Source organism: Photorhabdus sp. RM323S (genome assembly GCF_042879375.1).
GTDB lineage: Bacteria > Pseudomonadota > Gammaproteobacteria > Enterobacterales > Enterobacteriaceae > Photorhabdus > Photorhabdus tasmaniensis.
On the sequence record NZ_JBHFKZ010000128.1, the window covers coordinates 1 to 2500 of the forward strand.

Below are 2500 nucleotides of genomic sequence, written 5' to 3' on the forward strand. Positions count from 1 at the left end.
AAAACTCTGACAGCGATGATGAGCGGCATCATTCAGCGCGAGAACGGTCGTAATCCATACAACAGTGAACTCATCAATAAAGCCGCGATAGCAGGCAGTGGCAGCGTTCAGCAAACGACCAACATTACTGTGCATGGGGCAACTGACGCGAAAGCGACGGCAAATGAAATTGCAAGTCGGCAAAATGGCGTGAATGCACGGTTAATACAACTTCAAAAGCAGGTGAGTTAATGGATATTTTATCAGCCATTTTTCAGCAACAAACCCGGTCGTTTGGCACTGAAAGTCTGTTGCTTGTGCCAAGTGTTGTGATATCCGAAAAGCACACCGATGCACTGGAAATTACTGAGCATCCGGTTGAAATTGGGGCTGCGGTCAGTGATCACGCCTATAAAAAGCCATCCGAAATCACGATGGAACTGGGTTTTGCGGGCGGTGGCTCGCTTCTCGATTTTGTTGATACTTCTAAAATCGGGCTAAGCATGGGCTTAAGCCCGAAAGAGACCTATCAAAAAATCCTTGATCTCCAAGCGTTACGGGAACCCTTCAATGTCATTACAGGTAAGCGCACGTATGAAAACATGCTGATCAAAGCGATTGAAGTCACTACGGACAGGCTTAGTGAGAACGTGTTGCTGTGCACGTTGACGTTAAGGGAGATGATCATTTCGTCCACCCAAACGGCACAGGTCGCGGAAAAAGAAGCCATGAAAACCGGGGTGAATACCTCGTCGGTAGAAAACGCCGGGGTTAAAGCAACGCAACCTGTCAACGGATCTGTTTTGTCACAAGCGAAGGGGTTCTTTGTTGATGCGTTTAAAAGCTATGTAAAAGGGGGTGGCTGATGCAAGTCTCAGAAATTCCGCTTACAGCGAGCAATCAAATGTTTGCAATAAAGTTGGGTAATCAGAATGTGAAAATGCGTCTGATTTATCGTGATGCTGCTGGCTGGGTTATGGATATTCAAAATAATGCAGGTGTTGATTTGCTGGTGGGTGCGCCGCTAATACCCGGTATTAACTTATTAGAACAATATCCGTATTTAGGGATCAACGGCATGTTAGTCATTGCCAGTGATGCAGATAGCACTGAATACCCAACCGACACAAATCTTGGGTTATCCAGTCATCTTTATTTTATTCAAAGGTAAAAACATGAGTCAAAACTGGTTACGTCATTTTGAATTAATGCTGTTAGACGATCACGGCAAAGGCATAGTCTTATCGGATTTTAGAGTCATATTTAATATCGAGTGGTTCACGATTAGTTTCCCGCGTGTTGCGACATTAAAGATTTACAATCTGTCAAAAGATACCAGCAATCGTATTCTTGGTAGCGAGTTTTCGAAGATAAAAATTATCGTAGGCTATGACGGCATCACGCCAACCGTTCCCGAAAGTGAAGTCGGCAAAGCCCGGCCTGTTGAACCGGGAACTACTGGGCAGCGTGACGGCCAAAACTACGGGGAGATCTTCAGCGGCGATATCCGGTTTACGTTGACCGGGAGAGACAACCCGACTGACACGTACACACAAATTCAAGCCTGCGATGGTCAAGAAGCCTTTGCTTATGCGACTATTAATCAAACCGTTGCAGCAGGTTATACGGTTGCCGATATCAACGATTTGACTATGAAGACGTTTTCGCCCTATGGCATTACCGAAGGGCACACCCCGGAGATGCCAACAACGGTATACCCTCGCGGGAGAGTGCTCTTTGGGATGTCGCGGGACATCATGGATAACGTGGCAAAACAATGTAAAGCGACCTGGCAATTTGTCGATGGTAAGCGTGAAATGGTCTCAGATGAAATGTATGTGCACGATGCCATTGTTTTGAATAGCCGGACGGGACTTATTGGTATGCCGCAACAAACCATTGGGGCGGGGGTGAATGTCCGATGCCTGATTAATCCGAATATCAAAGTCAACGGTCTGATTAAATTAGATGAAGGCTCGGTATACAGAACGTCCCTACCTAACGCCGATATACAAATGTCTGGTGGACGGCTGACGGATGAAAACGATAACGGGAACCTTTACGTCAGTGGGGTGTCTAAACCCCCAGCGAGTATAGCGACGGACGGCGTGTATATTGTCAAGGGCATTATGTATACTGGAGATACTCGCGGCAATGAGTGGTATCAGGAAATGATGTGTGAAGCGCGCGGGGCAACAGACCTGCCTAGTAGATCAGCTCTGGACCGTGGATTATAATTTTTCGAGGTAAGTATGAAGCGCTCTTTATTAGGGTTTATCATTATTATGGGGGCGCTATGCGCGCCGTCAGCGTTTTCGGCCGTGCAATGTAGCGGTTATCATTTATCTGTAGGAGAGAACGGTGGCTTAACCTATGTTAATGGTGAAAAGGTAACTTCTCAAAAAATAGCCTTTCTTAAGCAGAAAGATGACTACGCTAATATAAAAATGGACATGGGCCTCATGCCTGCCCGCGACGGTAACATGTACGGCTTTCAGTTTATCAAGCGTAACGGCAAGGC

Annotated in this window: 4 protein-coding genes and 1 pseudogene; all 5 read left to right on the forward strand. The window is 46.4% G+C overall.

The window, feature by feature from the left end; all coding sequences use genetic code 11:
- Positions 1–231 (forward strand): annotated as a pseudogene (locus ACGF7G_RS22085) (lytic transglycosylase); the annotation flags it as partial.
- On the forward strand, positions 231–845 hold the full coding sequence (locus ACGF7G_RS22090) for a phage baseplate protein (RefSeq protein WP_387468414.1): 615 nt from the start codon (positions 231–233) through the stop codon (positions 843–845). The pseudogene ACGF7G_RS22085 and the gene ACGF7G_RS22090, both read left to right, overlap by 1 nt.
- Positions 845–1150 carry a phage baseplate plug protein gene (locus ACGF7G_RS22095; RefSeq protein ID WP_387468416.1) on the forward strand — a complete coding sequence of 102 codons (306 nt, stop codon included), beginning with the start codon at positions 845–847 and terminating at the stop codon, positions 1148–1150. The genes ACGF7G_RS22090 and ACGF7G_RS22095 overlap by 1 nt, the downstream gene beginning before the upstream one ends.
- Positions 1151–1154: 4 nt before the next feature.
- Positions 1155–2216: a baseplate hub protein gene (locus tag ACGF7G_RS22100; RefSeq protein ID WP_387468418.1), complete on the forward strand. Its 1062-nt coding sequence runs from the start codon at positions 1155–1157 to the stop codon at positions 2214–2216.
- A 15-nt stretch (positions 2217–2231) separates the two neighbouring features.
- Positions 2232–2500: hypothetical protein (locus ACGF7G_RS22105; RefSeq protein ID WP_387468420.1), on the forward strand; the 269-nt coding region annotated here is incomplete at its 3' end.

What these genes read in the sequence shown, in the direction of transcription:
- ACGF7G_RS22090 (WP_387468414.1), top strand. Translation starts at nt 231, where the DNA reads ATGGATATTTTATCAGCCATTTTTCAGCAACAAACCCGGTCGTTTGGC.
- ACGF7G_RS22095 (WP_387468416.1), top strand. Translation starts at nt 845, where the DNA reads ATGCAAGTCTCAGAAATTCCGCTTACAGCGAGCAATCAAATGTTTGCA.
- ACGF7G_RS22100 (WP_387468418.1), top strand. Translation starts at nt 1,155, where the DNA reads ATGAGTCAAAACTGGTTACGTCATTTTGAATTAATGCTGTTAGACGAT.